The 18113-nt window shown below is 70.2% G+C and carries 12 protein-coding genes; 6 read left to right on the plus strand and 6 right to left on the minus strand.

Annotation, left to right across the window (positions count from 1 at the left end):
- Positions 1-682: 682 nt before the first annotated feature.
- Positions 683-2158: a VWA domain-containing protein gene (locus tag ACGFQC_RS11480; RefSeq protein ID WP_363092343.1), complete on the plus strand. Its 1476-nt coding sequence runs from the start codon at positions 683-685 to the stop codon at positions 2156-2158.
- 75 nt (positions 2159-2233) lie between these two features.
- On the opposite strand, the gene ACGFQC_RS11485 is transcribed toward ACGFQC_RS11480, so the two are convergent.
- The 3 genes from ACGFQC_RS11485 to ACGFQC_RS11495 form a co-directional block, all read right to left on the minus strand.
- Positions 2234-3118, minus strand: a complete 885-nt coding sequence (locus ACGFQC_RS11485; protein WP_363092344.1) for a hypothetical protein — start codon at positions 3116-3118, stop codon at positions 2234-2236.
- Positions 3119-3311: 193 nt separating this feature from the next.
- On the minus strand, positions 3312-4394 hold the full coding sequence (locus tag ACGFQC_RS11490) for a metallophosphoesterase (RefSeq protein WP_363092345.1): 1083 nt from the start codon (positions 4392-4394) through the stop codon (positions 3312-3314).
- Between the two features lie 630 nt (positions 4395-5024).
- On the minus strand, positions 5025-6137 hold the full coding sequence (locus tag ACGFQC_RS11495) for a LacI family DNA-binding transcriptional regulator (RefSeq protein ID WP_363092346.1): 1113 nt from the start codon (positions 6135-6137) through the stop codon (positions 5025-5027).
- A 433-nt stretch (positions 6138-6570) separates the two neighbouring features.
- Between ACGFQC_RS11495 and hisC the strand changes: the two genes are divergently transcribed.
- The 5 genes from hisC (at position 6571) to ACGFQC_RS11520 (ending at position 15295) form a co-directional block, all read left to right on the plus strand.
- The gene (gene hisC / locus ACGFQC_RS11500; protein ID WP_363092347.1) at positions 6571-7653 is read left to right on the plus strand and encodes a histidinol-phosphate transaminase; all 1083 of its coding nucleotides are present in this window, start codon (positions 6571-6573) and stop codon (positions 7651-7653) included.
- Positions 7654-7975: 322 nt separating this feature from the next.
- The gene (locus tag ACGFQC_RS11505; RefSeq protein WP_363092348.1) at positions 7976-9481 is read left to right on the plus strand and encodes a cytochrome ubiquinol oxidase subunit I; all 1506 of its coding nucleotides are present in this window, start codon (positions 7976-7978) and stop codon (positions 9479-9481) included.
- Between the two features lie 20 nt (positions 9482-9501).
- Positions 9502-10506 (plus strand): cytochrome d ubiquinol oxidase subunit II, encoded by a 1005-nt coding sequence (gene cydB, locus ACGFQC_RS11510; protein ID WP_363092349.1) that lies wholly within the window; start codon positions 9502-9504, stop codon positions 10504-10506.
- Between the two features lie 78 nt (positions 10507-10584).
- The gene (gene cydD / locus ACGFQC_RS11515) at positions 10585-14076 is read left to right on the plus strand and encodes a thiol reductant ABC exporter subunit CydD (RefSeq protein WP_363092350.1); all 3492 of its coding nucleotides are present in this window, start codon (positions 10585-10587) and stop codon (positions 14074-14076) included.
- 151 nt (positions 14077-14227) lie between these two features.
- A complete protein-coding gene (locus ACGFQC_RS11520; protein WP_363092351.1) occupies positions 14228-15295 on the plus strand; it encodes a M23 family metallopeptidase in 1068 nt (355 codons plus the stop codon).
- A gap of 16 nt (positions 15296-15311) precedes the next feature.
- Here the strand turns inward: ACGFQC_RS11520 and ACGFQC_RS11525 are convergent, their stop codons facing one another.
- The 3 genes from ACGFQC_RS11525 to ACGFQC_RS11535 form a co-directional block, all read right to left on the minus strand.
- The gene (locus ACGFQC_RS11525) at positions 15312-16193 is read right to left on the minus strand and encodes a Cof-type HAD-IIB family hydrolase (protein WP_363092352.1); all 882 of its coding nucleotides are present in this window, start codon (positions 16191-16193) and stop codon (positions 15312-15314) included.
- A gap of 103 nt (positions 16194-16296) precedes the next feature.
- A complete protein-coding gene (locus ACGFQC_RS11530) occupies positions 16297-17199 on the minus strand; it encodes an LLM class flavin-dependent oxidoreductase (protein WP_363092353.1) in 903 nt (300 codons plus the stop codon).
- 136 nt (positions 17200-17335) lie between these two features.
- Positions 17336-17884, minus strand: coding sequence for an RNA 2'-phosphotransferase (locus ACGFQC_RS11535; RefSeq protein WP_363092354.1), 549 nt, complete (start codon positions 17882-17884; stop codon positions 17336-17338).
- Positions 17885-18113: the final 229 nt, after the last annotated feature.

The following is an 18113-nucleotide window of genomic DNA, read 5'->3' on the forward strand; positions in this document are numbered from 1 at the left end:
CATGGTGGAAGTGGCTCGGAGACTGAGACGGTTCGGTGGGAGTGTGGTGCTGCTTTTCCGGGCCGTGGATCGCACCTTGGGCGGTGAACGCCCTCCAACCCGTACACAGCGCTACGCGGCGCGATACCCGCTGAGGGTAGGGCTGCTGGGCGCCGCCGCCGCGACCGGAGCTTTCGCATCGGTGGCGCTCACAAGTGAGACACATTTCGCCGACATCACATGGGTGCTCCTGGGCGGCGTGATGATGGGCGCAGTTTTTTCACTGGCTGCGTGGGGAGAGAGGGCGCGTCAAGAGCGCCTGCGACGGAAAGGGACCTGGAACGGGTCGTAGCGCGTCGGCACGTTGTCTTCATCAGTGATTCCGGCCCGAACTGGTCCTCGGTGAAGATCTCCCAAGACATCCGCCGTGAGCACGCAGGCCGCCGGGAGGAGGTCGAGGAGGGAATGGCACAGAAGTCCAAGGAGTTCGCGGCCGCGGACAATCGGGTGTATCCGCCGGTCGCGGACCGACGCGCGGTAACGGCGAGGCCGCCGTGCCGGTTGGGGGCACGGCAGCCGGGCCGTGATGTTCCGGGTCGGGGCGGCGTCGGTGGTGGTCGGGCCGAGGGTGGGACGCGGGCGGCCGGCCGTTGGTTTCCGTTGGGGGAGGTGCTTCTGGGCTGTGGCTCGGCAGACTGGTGTCATGACAGCGCAATCCATGAGCAAGGGCGCCAATCTGCCGGTCGACGTGCCGTCCGTACGCGTCGAGATCAGCTGGTCCGAACAGGGCGGCGGACCGGACGTGGACGTGTCGGCCCTACTGCTGACGGACGTCGGCAAGGTGCGTGACGACGCGGACTTCGTCTTCTACAACCAGCCGCGGCACGCCTCCGGAGCCGTGCGGCACCTGGGGAAGCGGAGCGTCGGCGGCGTCACCACCGACACGGTCGAGGTGGACCTGCGCTCGCTGGAGAGTGCCGTCGCCCGTGTCGAACTGTGCGCGTCCGCCGACGGCGGCACCTTCGGACAGGTGGCCGGTCTGACGCTCAGACTGCTCGACGCCGGGAGTCCGACGGAGCTGGCGCGGTTCGACATGCGGGGGGAGACCGAGACCGCGTTCATCGGCGGTGAACTGTACCTGAGGGAGGGGCGCTGGAAGTTCCGGGCGGTCGGACAGGGGTACGCCTCCGGGCTCGCGGGCCTCGCCAGCGACTTCGGGATCAGCGTCGATGAGGAGCCCGCCGTCACGGCAGCCGGCCCGGAGACATCGTCCGTGCCTACACCTCCGCCGCCTCCACCCGTCGTGCCCGCATCGCCCCCGCCTCCGTCGGCCGCTCCCTGGCCCCCTCCGGTCGTGCCCACGCCGCCGCCCCCCGCCACCGCCGTATCCGCGTCGTCTTCCGGGGGTGCCCGGCTGACCAAAGGAGAGGAACGCCTTCCCGTCGACATGCGCAAGCGGCTCTCCCTGCGCAAGCAGCAGGTCGCCGTCAGCCTGAGCAAGCGTGGTGCGGCCGGGGTCAGCGCGCGGGTCGTTCTGGTGCTCGACGCATCGGGATCCATGTCGTTCCTGTACTCCGGCGGTGTGGTGGCGGACGTGGTCGAGCGCATGGCCGCGGTGGCGGCACAGCTCGACGACGACGGCGAGATGCAGGCCTGGACGTTCGCCTCGAACCCGGCACGGCTGCCCGATCTGCGCCTGGGAGAGCTTCCCGAGTGGCTGCGGCTGCATGTGCGGGTGGGGGAGATCAGCCTGTTCCGGCGGAGCAAGAAGCCGCGGAAGGGGCTGCAGCCGGACCAGGTCGACATGCGATCGGTCGGCATCCAGAACGAGGAACAGAAGGTCATCGCCGAGGTCAGAGACTTCGTCCGGGCGAACCCGGCGGCAGCCCCGACACTGGTGCTGTTCTTCTCCGACGGAGGCGTCTACCGCGACGCCGCGATCGAGAAGGAACTGCGCGCCGCGGTGGAGGAGCCGATCTTCTGGCAGTTCGTCGGGCTCGGCCGCTCCAACTACGGCATCCTCGAGCGGTTCGACACGCTGCCCGGCCGACGCGTGGACAACGTGGGCTTCTTCGCCGTCGACGACATCAGCACGGTCCCGGACCCCGAGCTCTACGACCGGCTCCTGTCCGAGTTCCCGCGTTGGCTCACGGCCGCGGGGCAGGCGGGCATCCTCTGACCGGCTGACCGGCAGGGGACCCGCCCCTGCTCCGTACGGCTTGCGCTCCCCGGGTCGGGGGCGCAAGCCGAGGGCCTATTCCGGCTGGTGCTCGGGGCCTCCGAAGTCCGGGCTGGTGTAGTCCGGGCTGCTGAAGCTCGGGCGGGAGCTGCTCGACGTCCCCTCGTCGGGGCTGCTGAAGCCCGGACGGCCGTAACCGATCTTCGGCAGACGGCCGGTGGGCGCCGGCGGGGCCGGCGCGGGGTCGAGTGCGGCGCTCGTGCCGGGGCCGGCGAGGGCCTCGCGCAGGAAGGGCAGGATGCCGCGCTCCAGCAGGGCTTCCCGCCAGGCCTCCTTGGCGCGGTCCACCTCCTCGCTCAGTTCGCCGGACGGGACGGCCTCCAGGGAGGGACGGTTGCGCAGGGCGGTGAGCAGGAGGCCGACGGTCGCGACGAGGATCGCGGCCGCGGCCACCGCCCCGAACGTCCATCCGGTGGTGAGCATCGTCGTGGCGAACGCCGGCTCGGGATCGAGCATCCGCAGGATGTAGCCGACGAGCAGGAAGATCACCGCGGCGGTGCCGGCGAGGACGGGGGTGAGGACGGCGGCGACGGCCACGGCGCCCGCTCCGGCGACCTCGGCGGCCTGGGCCGCCTCCCCCATGGTGGTGGCGAATCCCGTTCCGGCGACGCCCGGCTCACCGGAGCCGGACGCATGGCCGGCCGAGGAGGGGCTGGACGGCGCCGGGTGGCGCAGTTCCTCGCGGACCTTCACGTAGTGCTGGTACTCGGTCGCCGCAGCCGCCGTGATGAGCGCGGAGGCGTTGAGCGCCATGGTGCGCAGTTGTTCGGGGTTGAGCCGCTGTCCCGCAGCGGTCGGTTCCGGGTGGTGTGGTGCGGAGCGCAGCGCCTCGTCGAGGATCCGCTCGTACTCCTGGCGGTCCTCGCTGTGCAGGTGCTGCGGAACGCTGTTCATGTGCATCCCCCGATGCTCCGTAGGGCTTGGGGCTCGCATGCCAGCGAGCCGTCGGGCAGAAACGGAGGGGAGCCTGCTACGGATGGACCGATGGTAGAGCGGCAACGGCCCGGGGTAACAGGGGGTCAGCCGAAATTGACCCCTGACCCACGGCGCCGCCGGGCGGGTCCGACGCGGGCGACGACGGACCCGGGAACGGTCAGACGGGCAGCGGAAGTTGCTGGACCAGCAGCTTCCCGGCCATCGTCACGCCACCGTCCATCGCGATGGCCAGCCCGTCGGCGTAGACGTGTGGTCCTTCGACCACGGGACGGGTCGATTCGTCGTCGTCCTCGGAGCCGACTTCGCCCAGCAGGTACGGAATCGGGCTGTGGCCGTGAACGATGCGGGTGCCGCCGTACGTATCGAGCAGGGAGCGAACGGCGTCGGAGCCCCCCTGGTCGCGGAAGGAGAAGCGCTTGGTGAACTTGCGGAACAGGTCCCACACCTCGTCCGCGTCGTTACGCGTGATCGTCTCGCGGACGGTGTCGTTGACCGCCTCGATCGAGTCGCCGTAGTCGAGGTAGGCGGTGGTGTCGGAGTGCACGAGCAGATGACCGTCGACCTCCTCCATGGCGTCGAGCCGGGCCATCCACTGCAGGTGGTGGTCCTGGAGGCGGTCCATGTCGGACTTCTGGCCGCCGTTGAGCAGCCAGGCCGCCTGGAAGGTGGCAGTGCCCGCACCGGAGTTGACGGGGGTGTCGCCGAACCGCTTGGCCCCGAGCAGGAGCAGTTCGTGGTTGCCCATGAGGGCCTTGCAGTAGCCGCCGGCCGCGGCGGCTTCGGCGGACAGCCGCATCACGAGGTCGATCACCCCGATGCCGTCGGGACCGCGATCGGTGAAGTCGCCGAGGAACCACAGCCGGGCGGTGCCCGCGCACCAGTTGCCCGCCGCGTCGACCAGGCCCTTCTCCCGGAGGGCAGCGACCAGTTCTTCGAGATAGCCGTGCACGTCGCCCACGACGAACAGCGGACCGGGACCGGTCGCGGCCTGCGGAGCCTGGGCGGTGTCCGGGTCGACGGTCACCTGAAGGGTGTCGCCCCGGTTGATGACGGGCAGGTCGCGCTGGGTGGGTGTGTAACCCTCGGGGGGCTCGAGGGGGTCATCGAGGGGCGGTACCGCGTTCCCTGGATGCCCGCTGTGGGCGTACGGACCGGTCTCGTGGACGTATGCGGGCACTCGGAAGTCGCGCACCGTCGCCGTACGCTCCACCTCGGGTCCCTGACCGGCCCCCTGAGTCATCAGACCCCTCCACCATCGCGCCGCATCTGCACCGCTTCGGACTGCATGGTCGCAACGGCCCGCGGTGCCGTGCGCCCATCATAGGAATGCGGATCGTGCCGTGTGATGACCCAGGGGTGGTGAATCGGAGCAAGGCTCCTGTTCACCGCGGCTTTCGCCCCGATTGGGTCGGGCTTCGGCAGTACTCGCTCACCCAGTGCACACCGTGCTTACACCCTCGGCCCACGTGAGGCCGGCGCCGCCGCGCCGTCCGGGGGGCGTGTTGCGTGGCGGAGCGGGGTGGGGCGCGAGCCGGGGACGATCATCCGTTCGAAGGATTCCGGGTGACGCCGGTCGGCTTCCCCCGGCTGCCGCCGGCCGATTCCGGTGCCGGCGAGCAGGGAAGCCGCCACCGTCGGAACAGCTCCCTTCGACGGGCTCGCCCCGGCGGCCTCCGCAAGCACCGGCCGGCCGCGGTCGACCCCGTCCGCCCTTGCCTCCGCGGCCGCGTGACCGCGGTTCCTCCGTGGCCGCCCGACCGGCGGGGCCACCGCAGGCTCGCCCCCACGCCCCCTGCCTAGAACCGGAATCAGGCCGTCCGACCTGTCTTGGCCCTCCGACCCGAGCACCCCGCTGATCGCCCGCATGTCCCTACTTCTCGTCCGGTACCCGGGGTGGGCTGACCGTCGTGCGCGGCGAACGTCGCTGGGACGAGGTACGCACGATCAGTTCCGTCGGTATCACCTGCTCGACCGGCCGGTCGGACTCGACGCCCTCGATCGCGTCGATGAGGAGCTGCACCACCGCGGTGCCGATGCGCCGGGGCTTCAGCGACAGCGTGGTGATGGGCGGTTCGGTGTTGGCGTAGACGGTGGACTCGCTGCAGCACACCAGCAGCAGGTCCTCCGGTACGCGCAGGCCGTAGCGGCGGGCGGCGGCGAGGAGATCGGTGCCGTTGGGGTCGAACAGGCCGTAGACGGCGTCGGGGCGGTCGGGCCGGGCCAGCAGCCGGTCGGCGGCGACGGCGCCCGCGCACGGATCGTGGGCCGGGTAGGCCTCGTAGACCGGGTCCTGGCCGACGCGTTCGCACCAGTGCAGATACGCGCTGGTCGACAGGTGGGTGTAGGTGTCGGTGGTGGTGCCGGTGAGGAGGCCGATACGGCGGGCGCCGGCGGCGGCCAGATGGTCGAGGATGTCGAGGACGGCCGCCTCGTGGTCGTTGTCCACCCATGCGGTGACCGGGAGCGGGCCGGCCGGACGGCCGTCGGAGACGACCGGTAACCCCTGCCGGACGAGTTCGCCGACCACCGGATCCTGGTCGGACGGGTCGATCACGACCGTGCCGTCCAGGGCGACGTTCGACCACACGTCGTGGCGCGAGGTCGCGGGAAGGATGACGAGGGCGTAACCGCGGGCGAGCGCGGCGGAGGTGGCGGCCCGCGCCATCTCGGCGAAGTACGCGAACTCGGTGAAGGTGAAAGGTTCATCCCCGTAGGTGGTCACGGTCAGACCGATGAGGCCCGACTTGCCGGTACGGAGGGTTCGGGCCGCGGCCGAGGGGCGATAACCCAGTCGTTCGGCGACCTCGCGGACGTGGCGTCGGGTGGCGTCCGGGAGCCTGCCCTTGCCGTTGAGGGCGTCGGAGACGGTCGTGATGGAGACTCCGGCGGCGGCGGCCACGTCCCTGATGCCCGCTCGGCCCGGCCGGTTGCCTCGGCGTGAGGTTTCCGCGCGGCTCACCTGGTGCTTCCCTGCTGCTGTCATGGCGAGCCGATAGTAGGGCTCATCCGGTGGGGTAGGGCGGACGCATATGCACGCATTGACAGGCACGTTTCTGCATGGACAGAAGGGATCAAGTGCCTTGGAAAGAAAGGTAGTTGATCCCTTTTACGTCAGGACGTGGCGCGTGGAAAGGGATGAGCCTGCCAAGGTGCCGATGTTTCGAAGAGGTCTCAACTCACCTGCACGAGGGATGCGCGCCACGGCGCGAGCCACCGGCGCGTAGATATATGTACAGCGCGCCCCCAGCGTGCACGCCTTCGTCCGCCTTCGTGCGGGGATGCCGCTGATGCGGGTGGCACGTGGTGGCCCCGCACGGGTTTCGCCGAGGGAGGTGCGTCTCCAGCTGTACGCATGCGGGCCGAATCCTCATAAGGTGAGCAGTATTGAGCCGGTGGTGGTCACGAGGAGGACTGCGGTGAGCGAGACAAGCCCCAAGCTGCGCGCCGAGCTGGAGGGAATCCCCACCTACAAGCCGGGCAAGCCGGCCGCGGCGGGCGGTCCCGTGGCCTACAAGCTGTCCTCCAACGAGAATCCCTATCCGCCGCTGCCGGGCGTGCTGGAGCGCGTCACGGCCCTCGCCGGGTCGTTCAACCGCTACCCGGACATGGCGTGCTCGGGCCTGGTGGAGGAGTTGTCCGAGCGCTTCGGCGTGCCGGCCTCGCACATCGCCACGGGCACCGGCTCGGTCGGCGTCGCCCAGCAGCTGATCCAGTCGACGGCGGGGCCGGGCGACGAGGTCATCTACGCGTGGCGGTCCTTCGAGGCCTACCCGATCATCACGCAGATCAGCGGTGCGACCTCGGTACGGGTGCCGCTGACGGCCGGCGATGTGCACGACCTGGACGCGATGGCCGACGCCATCACCGAGCGGACCCGGCTGATCTTCGTCTGCAATCCCAACAATCCCACGGGGACCGTGGTGCGGCGGGCCGAGCTGGAGCGGTTCCTGGACCGGGTGCCGGGTGACGTCCTGGTCGTGCTCGACGAGGCCTACCGGGAGTTCGTCCGCGACACAGAGGTGCCGGACGGTGTCGTGCTGTACCGGGAGCGGCCGAACGTCTGTGTCCTGCGGACGTTCTCGAAGGCGTACGGGCTCGCCGGGCTGCGGGTCGGTTTCGCGATCGCCCATGAGCCGGTGGCGGCGGCGCTGCGCAAGACGGCGGTGCCGTTCGGGGTGAGCCAGATCGCGCAGGAGGCGGCGATCGCCTCGCTGCAGGCCGAGGACGAGTTGCTCGGCCGGGTCGGTTCCCTGGTCTGCGAGCGCAACCGGGTGGTCGAGGGGCTGCGCGCTCAGGGCTGGACGGTGCCGGAGACGCAGGCCAACTTCGTGTGGCTGAGGCTGGGTGAGCGCACGGCTGCCTTCGCGTCGGCCTGTGAGCAGGCGGGGGTCGTGATCCGGCCGTTCGTTGGCGAGGGTGTTCGGGTCACGATCGGGGAGACCGAGGCCAACGACATCTTCCTCAAGGCGGCTGAGGCGTTCCGTGAGGATCACTTTTAGGCCCGAGCGCTGAGGCGTACGTGTAGGCGCGAAGAGTTACCCGAGGGCGCGGAGGAAGGTTCCGGCCCAGGTCGCAGCGTTCGGCGTCCCGGTTTCACGTGAAACCGGGACGCCTTTTTGCGCCAGGGGCCGAGTGGTCCACTCCTGGCGGGCCCGCCGGTCCGGGTTAGGGACCCCCCCCGCCCATCCAAGATCGAACGGGCATGCGGCATAATTGCTTGTGAATGTGAACGCGTTCACAAGCGTGTCCGGTTGCTCCGACGGTGTGCGTGGCACAAGGGGCAAATTGCCGCTCGCGTGGTTACGTAAGGAGACTGACGACGTGGACCTGGCTCTGGCGCCGGAGACGTTGGCGCGCTGGCAGTTCGGCATCACCACTGTCTACCACTTCCTTTTTGTCCCCCTGACGATCTCGCTCGCGGCGCTCACCGCCGGGTTGCAGACCGCCTGGGTGCGTACCGACAAGGAGAAGTACCTCAGGGCGACGAAGTTCTGGGGCAAGCTCTTTCTGATCAACATTGCGATGGGTGTCGTCACCGGCATCGTGCAGGAGTTCCAGTTCGGCATGAACTGGTCGGACTACTCCCGCTTCGTCGGTGACGTCTTCGGCGCTCCCCTGGCGTTCGAGGCCCTCATAGCCTTCTTCTTCGAGTCCACCTTCATCGGCCTGTGGATCTTCGGCTGGGACAAGCTGCCCAAGAAGATCCACCTGGCCTGCATCTGGATGGTCTCGATCGGCACGCTGCTGTCGGCCTACTTCATCCTCGCGGCCAACTCCTGGATGCAGCACCCCGTCGGTTACCGCATCAACGAGGCGAAGGGCCGCGCGGAGCTCACCGACTTCTGGCGCGTCCTCACGCAGAACACCGCTCTCAACCAGGTCTTCCACAGCTTCTCGGCGGCCTTCCTGACCGGTGGCGCCTTCATGGTGGGCATTGCCGCCTTCCACCTGATGCGCAAGAAGCACCTCCCCGAGATGCGGACCTCCCTACGGCTCGGCCTGGTCACCCTGGCGGTCGGCGGACTGCTCACCGCGGTCAGCGGCGACACCCTCGGCAAGGTCATGTACGAACAGCAGCCGATGAAGATGGCCGCAGCCGAGGCACTGTGGGACGGGGAGGAGCCCGCGCCCTTCTCCGTGTTCGCGTACGGGGACGTCGACGAGGGCCACAACAAGGTCGCCCTGGAGATCCCTGGCCTGCTGTCCTTCCTGGCCCACAGCGACTTCGAGTCGTACGTGCCGGGTATCAACGACACCAACGAAGCGCTCCAGCAGCAGTTCGGACCCGGCGACTACAAGCCCATCGTCCCGGTGGCCTACTGGGGCTTCCGCTGGATGATCGGTTTCGGCATGGCATCGTTCGCCCTCGGTCTGGCCGGGCTGTGGCTCACCCGCAAGCGGTTCCTGCTGCCGGCCGCCCTGCGGACCGGGGAGGACGAGGTGCCGCATCTGGTCCTGCTGAAGAAGCCCCTCGGGCCGAGGCTCACCCGGCTCTACTGGCTCCTGGCGCTGTGGACCATGGCGTTCCCGCTGATCGCCAACTCCTGGGGCTGGATCTTCACCGAGATGGGCCGCCAGCCCTGGGTCGTGTACGGCGTGATGCAGACACGGGACGCCGTCTCCCCCGGCGTCTCCCAGGCCGAGGTCCTCACGTCGATGATCACCTTCACCGTGCTCTACGCCGTTCTCGCCGTCGTCGAGGTCAAGCTGCTCGTGAAGTACGTGAAGGCCGGTCCGCCCGAGCTGACCGAGGCCGACCTCAACCCGCCCACGAAGATCGGCGGCGACTTCCGTGACGCCGACAAGCCGATGGCCTTCTCCTACTAGGCCGAGGGAGCTGCACAGTCATGGAACTGCACGACGTCTGGTTCATCCTCATCGCCGTCCTGTGGATCGGCTACTTCTTCCTGGAGGGATTCGACTTCGGGGTCGGCATCCTCACCAAACTGCTCGCCCGCGACCGCCCCGAGCGGCGGGTGCTCATCAACACCATCGGACCCGTCTGGGACGGTAACGAGGTGTGGCTCCTCACTGCGGGTGGTGCGACCTTCGCCGCCTTCCCCGAGTGGTACGCCACGCTCTTCTCCGGCTTCTACCTGCCGCTTCTGCTCATCCTGGTCTGTCTCATCGTGCGGGGCGTCGCCTTCGAGTACCGGGCCAAGCGGCCCGAGGAGAACTGGCAGCGCAACTGGGAGCACGCCATTTTCTGGACCTCGCTCCTTCCCGCGTTCCTGTGGGGCGTGGCCTTCGGCAACATCGTGCGCGGCGTGAAGATCGACCAGGACTTCGAGTACGTCGGTGGCGTCGGAGACCTCCTCAACCCGTACGCGCTGCTCGGCGGTCTGGTGACCCTGACGCTGTTCACCTTCCACGGCGCGGTGTTCACGGCTCTCAAGACCGTCGGTGACATCCGGGAACGGGCGCGACAGCTCGCAACCAAGGTCGGTCTGGCGACCGCCGTGTCCGCGCTGGTCTTCCTGCTGTGGACGCAGATCGAGAGTGGTGACGGCAAGAGCCTCGTGGCCCTGGTGGTGGCAGTCGCCGCCCTGGTCGCGGCACTCGTGGCGAATCAGGCGGGTCGTGAGGGCTGGTCGTTCGCTCTCTCCGGCCTCACCATCGTGGCTGCCGTCGCGATGCTCTTCCTGACGCTCTTCCCGAACGTCATGCCGTCCTCGCTCGACGCGGACTGGAGCCTCACGGTGACCAACGCCTCGTCGAGCCCGTACACCCTGAAGATCATGACCTGGTGCGCGGGACTCGCCACGCCGGTCGTCCTGGTGTACCAGGGGTGGACCTACTGGGTGTTCCGCAAGCGGATCGGTACGCAGCACATCGCTGAGGCCGCGCACTGAGACCGAGGTGAGGCATGTTTCACGTGAAACGAACGTTTCACGTGAAACATGCCTCTTGATGAAAAAGGTGTGTTCCACGTGAAACCGATCGACCCGCGTCTCCTCCGGTACGCCCGCGCCACCCGCTTCTTCCTGATGGCGGTCGTCGGCCTGGGCGCCATCGGGGCGGTGCTGGTGATCGCCCAGGCGATGCTCATCGCCGAGGTGGTGGTCGGCGCGTTCGAGCAGGGCCGACCGGTCGGGGACCTTCGCGCACCGCTGATGTGGTTGGTGGCGGTGGCGGTCGGCCGGGCGCTGGTCTCCTGGCTCACCGAACTCTCCGCACACCGTGCGAGCGCCGCGGTGAAGTCGGAGTTGCGGGGCCGACTGCTGGATCGGGCGGCCCGGCTGGGCCCGGGGTGGCTGAGCGGGCAGCGGACCGGTTCGCTGGTCGCGCTCGCCACCCGGGGCGTGGACGCCCTCGATGACTACTTCTCGCGGTATCTGCCGCAGTTGGGTCTCGCAGTGGTGGTGCCGGTGGCGGTGCTGGCGCGGATCGTGACCGAGGACTGGGTGTCGGCCGCGATCATCGCCGGTACTTTGCCGCTGATTCCCGTCTTCATGGTGCTGATCGGCTGGGCCACGCAGTCACGGATGGACCGCCAGTGGCGACTGCTGTCCCGGCTGTCCGGCCACTTCCTGGACGTCGTCGCGGGACTGCCCACGCTCAAGGTGTTCGGGCGGGCCAAGGCGCAGACCGAGTCGATCCGTCGAATCACCGGTGAGTACCGGCAGGCGACCATGCGGACGTTGCGGATCGCTTTCCTCTCGTCGTTCGCACTGGAGTTGCTGGCGACGCTCTCGGTGGCCCTCGTCGCCGTGACGATCGGCATGCGGCTCGTGCACGGCGAGATGGACCTGTACACCGGCCTGGTCATTCTGGTGCTCGCGCCCGAGGCATATCTCCCGCTGCGGCAGGTCGGGGCCCAGTTCCACGCGGCCGCCGAAGGGCTCGCCGCGGCAGAGGAGATCTTCGAGGTCCTGGAAACGCCGGTGCCGGTGTCGGGCACGGGCGCGGTACCGACGGGCGGCGTGGCCTTCGAGAGCGTGACGGTCCGCTACCCCGGACGCTCCGCCGATGCCGTCTCGGACGTGTCCTTCACCGTCGACCCCGGAGAGACGGTGGCACTCGTCGGGCCCAGCGGCGCGGGCAAGTCGACCCTGCTGAACGCCCTCCTGGGCTTCGTCCGGCCGGCCGAGGGCCGGGTGAGTGTCGGAGGAGCCGACCTCGCGGACATCGACCTGGAGCAGTGGCGTTCCCGGATCGCCTGGGTCCCGCAGCACCCGCACCTCTGCGCCGGCACGATCGCCGAGAACGTACGGCTGGCGCGTCCCGACGCCGATGACGCCGCCGTACGCCGGGCGCTCGGGGACGCGGGTGCGCTGGAGTTCGTGAACGCGCTGCCGGACGGCGCCACGACGGTGCTGGGCGAGGACGGGGCCGGGCTGTCCGCCGGTCAGCGTCAGCGGCTCGCGCTGGCACGGGCGTTCCTCGCGGACCGGCCCGTGCTGCTGCTGGACGAGCCCACGGCCGCGCTCGACGGGGAGACCGAGGCGGAGGTCGTGGCGGCCGTACGACGGCTGGCGATCGGCCGGACGGTCCTGCTGGTGGTGCACCGTCCGGCGCTGCTCGCGGTGGCGGACCGGGTGGTGCGGCTCGAGGCGGAGGGCACGGTGACACGAGGACCCGTGACGGCACCACGCCAAGGCTCCCGAGACGTCCGGGAAGACGCCGTGCCCGCCGTCCAGACGCCGGAGGAGGTGCGGACCGGCCCGGCCGGGGGTGGGGTCCTCGCCCGGGTCCGGGGCATGGCGGGTGCCCGGCGTGGACGCCTCGGTCTCGCGCTGCTCCTCGGCAGCCTGGCTCTCGGCAGCGCCGTCGGCCTCATGGCCACCTCCGGCTGGCTCATCTCACGTGCCTCGCAACAGCCGCCGGTCCTCTATCTGATGGTGGCCGTGACCGCGACCAGGGCCTTCGGTATCGGACGGGCGGTCTTCCGGTACGCCGAGCGTCTGGTGTCGCACGACGCCGTGCTGCGGATGCTCGCCGACACCCGGGTCGCCGTCTACCGGCGGCTGGAGCGGCTCGCCCCCGCCGGGCTGCGCACCACGCGTCGCGGCGACCTGCTGACGCGGCTCGTCGCCGATGTGGACGCCCTCCAGGACTACTGGTTGCGCTGGCTGCTGCCCGCCGCGTCCGCAGTCGTCGTCTGCGCGGGGTCCGTCGCGTTCACGGCGTGGCTGCTGCCGGAGGCGGGGGCCGTGCTCGCCGTGGGGTTGCTCGCCGCCGGGGTGGGCGTCCCGCTGGTCACCGGTGCCGTGGCACGCCGGGCCGAGCACCGGCTCGCCCCGGCACGAGGGGCGCTTGCCGTCCGCGCCGCCGACCTGCTCACCGGCACCGCCGAACTGACCGTCGCGGGCGCCCTGCCCGCCCGTACGGCCGCGGTCCGGGCGGCGGACTCCGCGCTCACCCGGATCGCCTCGCGCGCCGCGACCGCCACAGCGCTCGGCGGCGGGCTGACCGCGCTCGTCTCCGGACTGACGGTGGCCGGCGCCGCCCTCGTGGGTGCGCAGGCCGTCGATGCGGGACGGCTGGGCGGAGTGACCATGGCCGTGGTCGTCCTCACCCCGCTCGCCGCCTTCGAGGCGGTCATGGGGCTGCCGCTCGCGGTCCAGTACCGCCAGCGGGTGCGCAGAAGCGCGGAGCGCGTGTACGAGGTACTTGACCTTCCCGAGCCTGTGCGGGAGCCCGAGCCGTCCCGCCGGGTACCCACGTCGCCGTTCCCGCTCGTCCTCAAGGCACTGTCCGCCCGCCACGCGGGACAGGAGCGGGACGCACTCGCCGGCGTCGACCTCACCGTGGAGCAGGGTCGGAGGATCGCCGTCGTCGGGGCCTCCGGATCCGGCAAGACGACGCTCGCACAGGTGCTGCTGCGCTTCCTGGACTCCGGAGCGGGCTCGTACACGCTCGGCGGGGTGGATGCGTACGCCTTGAAAGGGGACGACGTACGGCGCATGGTCGGACTGTGCGCACAGGACGCCCACCTCTTCGACAGTTCGGTCCGCGAGAACCTGCTGCTGGCGAAGAAGGACGCCACCGAGGACGACCTGCGCGACGTGCTGGCGCGAGCCCGGCTGCTGGAGTGGGCGGACGAACTGCCCGACGGGCTCGACACGCTCGTCGGCGAGCACGGTGCCCGGCTCTCCGGCGGGCAGCGCCAGCGGCTCGCCCTAGCCCGCGCGCTCCTTGCCGACTTCCCCGTCCTGGTGCTCGACGAGCCCGCCGAGCATCTCGACCTGCCGACCGCCGACGCGCTCACGGCGGATCTGCTGGCCGCCACCGAAGGCCGTACCACGCTCCTCATCACCCACCGGCTGGCCGGACTCGACGCGGTGGACGAGGTGGTCGTCCTGGACGAGGGACGGATCGTGCAACGCGGCGTGTACGCGGAACTGGCCTCCGTGGAGGGACCGCTGCGCGAGATGGTCGAGCGTGAGGCGGCGACGGAGCTGCTGGTGCGGGTGGGGTGACCCCCCCTCCCGCGGTCGGCGCGGCGGCCGCGGGCTCCCGTCCTGAGTGAGCGCCCGGCACGGCCCGCACTCGGCCATTCGGAGTCGCTGGTCCCCCAGGGGTATGACCAGAACAAGACCTGGGGCGGTCGGCCGGGACAAGATCGCTGGCATGCGCTCATCTCGCCTTCGTCCACTGCTGGTTCCGGCTCTGCTGTGCGCGGCCTTGGTGCTGGTGGCGCGGCCCACGACCGCCGACGGGGCGCCGGGCGGTGACGGCCCCGGCGGACCCGGCTCCGGACTCAGCGCGCAGGTGGCGCGGCTGTACGAGGAGGCGGCCGTGGCCACCCAGCGGTACCAGGAGGGGCGCGTCGAGGCCGGGAAACAGCGGGCGAAGGCCCAGCGGCTGGAGCAACTCCTCGTCCTCGAGCGGCAGGAGATCACCGTGCTGCGCGAGGATCTGGGCCGGATCGCGCGTGCCCAGTACCGCGGCAGCGGAGGGCTGCCCGTCGCCGCGCAGCTCGTCCTGTCGAGCAGCCCCGACGCGTTGATGCGGGGTCAGCACGTCCTCTCGCGGACGAACCGGGTGGTGGACAACGCGATCGGCAAGAGCCGGCGGGCCGAGACCCGGCTGGCCGCCGACGAGGCGAGGGCGGTGCGGGCACGGCAGGCGCTGGAGCGGCGCAACACCGAACTCGCCGTTCTGAAGACAGGCATCGAGCAGAAGCTGGAACAGGTCCGGTGGCAGTTGCAGGGGCAGGCGGACGCCTCGGTCGCCGCCGGTGCCTGTCGCGGCGCCGAGCGGTTCGACCGGCTGCCGACCCATGACCCGCGGGAGTGGGTCGTGCCGGTCGACGGCTACACCCTGTCCGCGAGTTTCGGCAGTGGCGGCGCCCGCTGGGCCAGCCGGCACACCGGTCAGGACTTCGCGGTGCCGATCGGCACGCCGGTGAAGGCGGCCGGCACGGGCCGCGTGGTGCGGGTGTCGTGCGGTGGGGCCTTCGGCATCGAGATCGTGCTCCAGCACCCGGGCGGCTACTACACGCAGTACGCCCACCTGGCGTCGGTGGCCGTCGACCAGGGCGAGAACGTATCGGCCGGACAGTGGATCGGTCAGTCGGGCACCAGCGGCAATTCCTCCGGCCCGCACCTGCATTTCGAGGTGCGGGTCACCCCGGACATGGGGTCGGCCGTCGACCCGGTGCCGTGGCTGGCGGCACACGGGGCGCCCGTGAGGTAGCGCCCCGGCACCTGGTTCAGCCGGAAGCCTGGAGCCGCTCGGCGATCAGGTGCTCGATGACGACGGCGACCCCGTCGTCGTTGTTGGCCACCGTCTGCCCGGAGGCTGCCGCGATCACGTCCGGGTGCGCGTTGCCCATGGCGTACGAACGGCCCGCCCAGGTGAGCATCTCGACGTCGTTCGGCATGTCCCCGAACGCGACGACCTCGTCGTGCGAGATGCCCCGCTCCGCGCAGCACAGGGCGAGCGTGCTGGCCTTGGAGACACCGGGACCGCTGATCTCCAGCAGCGCGCTGGGGCTGGAGCGGGTGACGTTGGCGCGGTCGCCGATGGCCAGCCGGGCCAACGTGAGGAAGGCGTCGGGGTCCAGCGTGGGATGGAACGCCAGGATCTTCAGGACCGGCTCACCGGCTCCCGGCGCGTCCGGTGCCAGCAGCTGCTCGGCGGTCGCGAGGGAGTCGGGGATCTCCAGATGCATCTTGGGATACTGCGGCTCCTGGTAGAAGCCGTACGTCTGCTCGACCGCGTACATGGTCCCGGGCGCCGCCTCGCGCAGCAGCCGTACGGCGTCCAGCGCGTTCTCACGGGCCAGCTCGCGCACCTTCACGAACTGGTGGGTGCCGGGACCGCCGTGCAGATCGACCACGGCGGCACCGTTCCCGCAGATTGCCAGGCCGTGCCCGTGGACGTGGTCGCTGACGACGTCCATCCAGCGGGCGGGGCGGCCGGTGACGAAGAAGACCTCGATACCCGCCTCCTCGGCGGCGGCGAGGGCCGCGACGGTGCGTGGGGACACCGACTTGTCGTCGCGCAGCAGGGTCCCGTCGAGATCGGTGGCGATCAGCCGCGGCGGAGTGGCGGCGGCCGGGGTCTCGGGCTGTCGAGTCGCTGAGGTCACCCGGTCATTCTCCCGTATCGATGCGCACGGTCGTGCGAGAGCCCGCACGGATGAGTCACGCCGGCCGACATCGCAGGTCGGCGGGGAGGAGCCGGTACCGAGGTCAGCGCAGCTGTGTCGGGGCCTCCATGGCGATCCGCTCGAAGACCTTCTGATCCGCGGCGAAGTCGGACTCCGGGATGGGCCAGTGGATGACGATCTCCGTGAAGCCGAGCGCCTGGTGGCGGCCCGCGAAGTCCACGAAGGCGTCCAGGGACTCCAGCGGCCCTCCGCGGTCCGGGGTGAATCCGGTGAGCAGGATCTTGTCCAGGGTGGCCACGTCCCGGCCGAGTGCCACGCAGGCGTCCGTGAGCTTCTCGACCTGTCCGCGGATGGCCTCGACCGACTGCTCGGGGGTGCCGTTCTCGTACAGCTTGGGGTCGCCGGTGGTCACCCAGGCCTGGCCGTGGCGTGCGGCGAGCCTCAGTCCGCGCGGGCCGGTCGCGGCGACGGCGAAGGGCAGCCGGGGGCGCTGCACGCACCCGGGGATGTTGCGCGCCTCGTGTGCCGAGTAGAAGTTGCCTTCGTAGGACACCGAGTCCTCGGTGAGCAGCCGGTCCAGGAGAGGCACGAACTCGCCGAATCGATCGGCTCGTTCGCGGGGTGTCCACGGCTCCTGCCCAAGGGCGGTGGCGTCGAAGCCCGTGCCGCCCGCGCCGATCCCGAGGGTGACCCGACCGCCGGAGATGTCGTCCAGGGAGATCAGGTCCTTGGCGAGGGTCACTGGATGCCGGAAGTTCGGCGAGGTCACCAGGGTGCCCAGACGCAGTCGCTCGGTGGCGGACGCGGCGGCGGTCAGTGTCGGGATCGCGCCGAACCAGGGGCCGTCCCGGAAACTGCGCCAGGACAGGTGGTCGTAGGTGTACCCGGTGTGGAAGCCGAGCTGCTCGGCGCGCGTCCAGGCCGAACGGCCGCCCTCGTGCCAGCGGCGGTACGGGAGGATCACGGTGCTCAGTCGCAGACTCATGTCATCGAGCGTATGCGGCCGACGGTGTTTCACGTGAAACCGCAACCGTGCGTGCCGGGCGCGTCACGGCGTGAGTCCTCGGCCGGCCTTGTGCACGTGATCGCGCGGCAGCGGCATGATCAGGGACCGGCGAAGCTCAGTGCGGGCCAGGAAACCGCAGGTAGCGCGGCGGCACGGCCTTCGTCAGCCAGACTCCGTTCGCGCTCACGTGAAAGACGTGTCCGTCGCGGCGCATGGCCGTCGCGTCCACGGTGAGCACCACCGGCCGCCCCCGGCGCGCGCCCACCCGGGTCGCGGTCTCGCGGTCGGCGGAGAGATGCACGTCGTGCCGGTTCATGGGGCGCAGTCCCTCGGCCCGGATCGCCTCCAGATACCGGGCCACGGTGCCGTGGTAGAGGTACGGCGGTGGGGTCGCCGCCGGGAGGGCGAGGTCCACGTCGATGCTGTGGCCCTGGCTGGCACGAATGCGGGTGCCCTCGACCGCGAAGCGCCTTTTGTCGTTCGTGGCGACGACGTGATCCAGTTCGTCCCGCGTGAAGGGGAAACCGTGGGCCGCGGCTGCCGCGATGAGCGTCCCGATCTCGACCCAGCCGGCCTCGTCGAGGGTGAGGCCGATGCGCTCGGGCTGGTGGCGCAGGTGCTTGGAGAGGTACTTCGACACCTTCACGGTGCGTCTTTCGTCCATCCGATCAGCATGACGGGAGAGACAGGGATCACGCACGGAGTTTTGCTCCCGATGTTTGATCCACAAGCGACTGTGTTTATCCACAGGCAACTTGGCGAATCTGTGGACAACCACCGTGTGGGTGAGAGCATTTCGTCAACATCGCCGGAAGTCACGGAACTTGATGTGCCGGGACCGGAAGAGGCCGCCCTCGAACCGACTTGGGCGCCATCACGGTGACCGGCCGACA

It is taken from the genome of Streptomyces sp. NPDC048734, assembly GCF_043198675.1.
Classification (GTDB): Bacteria; Actinomycetota; Actinomycetes; order Streptomycetales; family Streptomycetaceae; genus Streptomyces.